Source organism: Streptomyces sp. A18 (assembly GCF_059026065.1).
On the sequence record NZ_JBWLKL010000094.1, the window covers coordinates 1 to 5,212 of the forward strand.

The 5,212-nt window shown below is 57.1% G+C and carries 2 rRNA genes; both read right to left on the minus strand.

From position 1 onward, the window contains the following. Positions 1-22: 22 nt before the first annotated feature. Positions 23-3,146: ribosomal RNA gene (locus AC5P1C_RS43345) — 23S ribosomal RNA — on the minus strand. 307 nt (positions 3,147-3,453) lie between these two features. Beyond that, a 16S ribosomal RNA gene (locus AC5P1C_RS43350) occupies positions 3,454-4,979 on the minus strand. Together the 16S and 23S rRNA genes form the textbook arrangement of a ribosomal RNA operon. Between the last annotated feature and the right edge of the window lie 233 nt (positions 4,980-5,212).

Here is a 5,212-nt window from a genome sequence, read left to right on the forward strand (position 1 = left end):
AACACAGTGGACGCGAGCAACTGAGGACAAGCCCTCGGCCTATTAGTACCAGTCACCTCCACCCGTTACCGGGCTTCCAGATCTGGCCTATCAACCCAGTCGTCTACTGGGAGCCTTAACCCCTCAAAGGGGGTGGGAATACTCATCTCGAAGCAGGCTTCCCGCTTAGATGCTTTCAGCGGTTATCCTTTCCGAACGTAGCCAACCAGCCATGCCCTTGGCAGGACAACTGGCACACCAGAGGTTCGTCCGTCCCGGTCCTCTCGTACTAGGGACAGCCCTTCTCAATATTCCTACGCGCACAGCGGATAGGGACCGAACTGTCTCACGACGTTCTAAACCCAGCTCGCGTACCGCTTTAATGGGCGAACAGCCCAACCCTTGGGACCGACTCCAGCCCCAGGATGCGACGAGCCGACATCGAGGTGCCAAACCATCCCGTCGATATGGACTCTTGGGGAAGATCAGCCTGTTATCCCCGGGGTACCTTTTATCCGTTGAGCGACGGCGCTTCCACAAGCCACCGCCGGATCACTAGTCCCGACTTTCGTCCCTGCTCGACCCGTCGGTCTCACAGTCAAGCTCCCTTGTGCACTTACACTCAACACCTGATTACCAACCAGGCTGAGGGAACCTTTGGGCGCCTCCGTTACTCTTTAGGAGGCAACCGCCCCAGTTAAACTACCCATCAGACACTGTCCCTGATCCGGATCACGGACCCAGGTTAGACATCCAGCACGACCAGAGTGGTATTTCAACGTTGACTCCACGAACACTGGCGTGCCCGCTTCAAAGTCTCCCACCTATCCTACACAAGCCGAACCGAACACCAATATCAAACTGTAGTAAAGGTCCCGGGGTCTTTCCGTCCTGCTGCGCGAAACGAGCATCTTTACTCGTAGTGCAATTTCACCGGGCCTATGGTTGAGACAGTCGAGAAGTCGTTACGCCATTCGTGCAGGTCGGAACTTACCCGACAAGGAATTTCGCTACCTTAGGATGGTTATAGTTACCACCGCCGTTTACTGGCGCTTAAGTTCTCAGCTTCGCACACCCGAAAGTGCACTAACCGGTCCCCTTAACGTTCCAGCACCGGGCAGGCGTCAGTCCGTATACATCGCCTTACGGCTTCGCACGGACCTGTGTTTTTAGTAAACAGTCGCTTCTCGCTGGTCTCTGCGGCCACCCCCAGCTCAGACAGTAAATGTCATCACCGGTGATGGCCCCCCTTCTCCCGAAGTTACGGGGGCATTTTGCCGAGTTCCTTAACCATAGTTCACCCGAACGCCTCGGTATTCTCTACCTGACCACCTGAGTCGGTTTAGGGTACGGGCCGCCATGAAACTCGCTAGAGGCTTTTCTCGACAGCATAGGATCATCCACTTCACCACAATCGGCTCGGCATCAGGTCTCAGGCACAAGCTGTCCGGATTTACCTAGACAGCGCCCTACACCCTTACCCCGGGACTACCACCGCCCGGGCTGGACTACCTTCCTGCGTCACCCCATCACTCACCTACTACAAGTCTGGTTCGTCGGCTCCACCACTTCCCTTTGCCCGAAGGCTCCAGGACGGCTTCACGGACTTAGCATCGCCTGATTCAATGTTTGACGCTTCACAGCGGGTACCGGAATATCAACCGGTTATCCATCGACTACGCCTGTCGGCCTCGCCTTAGGTCCCGACTTACCCTGGGCAGATCAGCTTGACCCAGGAACCCTTAGTCAATCGGCGCACACGTTTCTCACGTATGTATCGCTACTCATGCCTGCATTCTCACTCGTGAACCGTCCACCACTCGCTTCCGCGGCAGCTTCACCCGGCACACGACGCTCCCCTACCCATCCCAGCAGGCGTTGGCCCTATATGCTGGAATGACACGACTTCGGCGGTACGCTTGAGCCCCGCTACATTGTCGGCGCGGAATCACTTGACCAGTGAGCTATTACGCACTCTTTCAAGGGTGGCTGCTTCTAAGCCAACCTCCTGGTTGTCTCTGCGACTCCACATCCTTTCCCACTTAGCGTACGCTTAGGGGCCTTAGTCGATGCTCTGGGCTGTTTCCCTCTCGACCATGGAGCTTATCCCCCACAGTCTCACTGCCGTGCTCTCACTTACCGGCATTCGGAGTTTGGCTAAGGTCAGTAACCCGGTAGGGCCCATCGCCTATCCAGTGCTCTACCTCCGGCAAGAAACACACGACGCTGCACCTAAATGCATTTCGGGGAGAACCAGCTATCACGGAGTTTGATTGGCCTTTCACCCCTAACCACAGGTCATCCCCCAGGTTTTCAACCCTGGTGGGTTCGGTCCTCCACGACCTCTTACAGCCGCTTCAACCTGCCCATGGCTAGATCACTCCGCTTCGGGTCTTGAGCGCGCTACTGAACCGCCCTATTCGGACTCGCTTTCGCTACGGCTTCCCCACACGGGTTAACCTCGCAACGCACCGCAAACTCGCAGGCTCATTCTTCAAAAGGCACGCAGTCACGACGCACCAAGTAAACTTGATGCGCGACGCTCCCACGGCTTGTAGGCACACGGTTTCAGGTACTATTTCACTCCGCTCCCGCGGTACTTTTCACCATTCCCTCACGGTACTATCCGCTATCGGTCACCAGGGAATATTTAGGCTTAACGGGTGGTCCCGCCAGATTCACACGGGATTTCTCGGGCCCCGTGCTACTTGGGTGTCTCTCAAACGAGCCGCTGATGTTTCGACTACGGGGGTCTTACCCTCTACGCCGGACCTTTCGCATGTCCTTCGCCTACATCAACGGTTTCTGACTCGTCTCACAGCCGGCAGACTGTGAAAGAGAGATCCCACAACCCCGCACACGCAACCCCTGCCGGGTCTCACACGTATACGGTTTGGCCTCATCCAGTTTCGCTCGCCACTACTCCCGGAATCACGGTTGTTTTCTCTTCCTGCGGGTACTGAGATGTTTCACTTCCCCGCGTTCCCTCCACACTGCCTATGTGTTCAGCAGCGGGTGACAGCCCATGACGACTGCCGGGTTTCCCCATTCGGAAACCCCCGGATCAAAGCCTGGTTGACGACTCCCCGGGGACTATCGTGGCCTCCCACGTCCTTCATCGGTTCCTGGTGCCAAGGCATCCACCGTGCGCCCTTAAAAACTTGGCCACAGATGCTCGCGTCCACTGTGCAGTTCTCAAACAACGACCAACCACCCGTCACACACCCTCACTTGGATGCTTCACCGGGGTCGGCAGTGAAGGCAGCCATACGGCCATACCTTCAGATACCCAACAGCGTGCCCGGCCCAGTCATCCCACCCAGTTCGCGTTCCACGCCCCGAAGGACAGTACTTGCGGCCCGAGCAGGCCAACTGTGCCGAATAGTCAACGTTCCACCCATGAGCAACCAGCATCAGACGTTCGCTGATGAACTGGCCTCTGACCGAGCAAGCCCGGTAAGAAGTGCTCCTTAGAAAGGAGGTGATCCAGCCGCACCTTCCGGTACGGCTACCTTGTTACGACTTCGTCCCAATCGCCAGTCCCACCTTCGACAGCTCCCTCCCACAAGGGGTTGGGCCACCGGCTTCGGGTGTTACCGACTTTCGTGACGTGACGGGCGGTGTGTACAAGGCCCGGGAACGTATTCACCGCAGCAATGCTGATCTGCGATTACTAGCAACTCCGACTTCATGGGGTCGAGTTGCAGACCCCAATCCGAACTGAGACAGGCTTTTTGAGATTCGCTCCGCCTTACGGCTTCGCAGCTCATTGTACCTGCCATTGTAGCACGTGTGCAGCCCAAGACATAAGGGGCATGATGACTTGACGTCGTCCCCACCTTCCTCCGAGTTGACCCCGGCAGTCTCCTGTGAGTCCCCATCACCCCGAAGGGCATGCTGGCAACACAGAACAAGGGTTGCGCTCGTTGCGGGACTTAACCCAACATCTCACGACACGAGCTGACGACAGCCATGCACCACCTGTATACCGACCACAAGGGGGGCACCATCTCTGATGCTTTCCGGTATATGTCAAGCCTTGGTAAGGTTCTTCGCGTTGCGTCGAATTAAGCCACATGCTCCGCTGCTTGTGCGGGCCCCCGTCAATTCCTTTGAGTTTTAGCCTTGCGGCCGTACTCCCCAGGCGGGGAACTTAATGCGTTAGCTGCGGCACCGACGACGTGGAATGTCGCCAACACCTAGTTCCCACCGTTTACGGCGTGGACTACCAGGGTATCTAATCCTGTTCGCTCCCCACGCTTTCGCTCCTCAGCGTCAGTAATGGCCCAGAGATCCGCCTTCGCCACCGGTGTTCCTCCTGATATCTGCGCATTTCACCGCTACACCAGGAATTCCGATCTCCCCTACCACACTCTAGCCTGCCCGTATCGACTGCAGACCCGGGGTTAAGCCCCGGGCTTTCACAACCGACGTGACAAGCCGCCTACGAGCTCTTTACGCCCAATAATTCCGGACAACGCTTGCGCCCTACGTATTACCGCGGCTGCTGGCACGTAGTTAGCCGGCGCTTCTTCTGCAGGTACCGTCACTTTCGCTTCTTCCCTGCTGAAAGAGGTTTACAACCCGAAGGCCGTCATCCCTCACGCGGCGTCGCTGCATCAGGCTTTCGCCCATTGTGCAATATTCCCCACTGCTGCCTCCCGTAGGAGTCTGGGCCGTGTCTCAGTCCCAGTGTGGCCGGTCGCCCTCTCAGGCCGGCTACCCGTCGTCGCCTTGGTGAGCTTCTACCTCACCAACTAGCTGATAGGCCGCGGGCTCATCCTGCACCGCCGGAGCTTTCAACCTTCTCCCATGCGAGAGAAAGTGTCATCCGGTATTAGACCCCGTTTCCAGGGCTTGTCCCAGAGTGCAGGGCAGATTGCCCACGTGTTACTCACCCGTTCGCCACTAATCCACCCCGAAAGGCTTCATCGTTCGACTTGCATGTGTTAAGCACGCCGCCAGCGTTCGTCCTGAGCCAGGATCAAACTCTCCGTGAATGTTTACCCGTAATCGGGTGCGCATCCGCGTTGAGCGGAACCAGGAAGAGGAATAATCTTCCGGTTCACAGCGTCCTCGCTGATGTTTCTTCAAAGGAACCTCGCCACCAGAACAGTGTCTGGTAGACGGGGTATCAACATATCTGGCGTTGACTTTTGGCACGCTGTTGAGTTCTCAAGGAACGGACGCTTCCTTTGTACTCACCCTCTCGGGCTTTCCTCCGGGCGCTTCC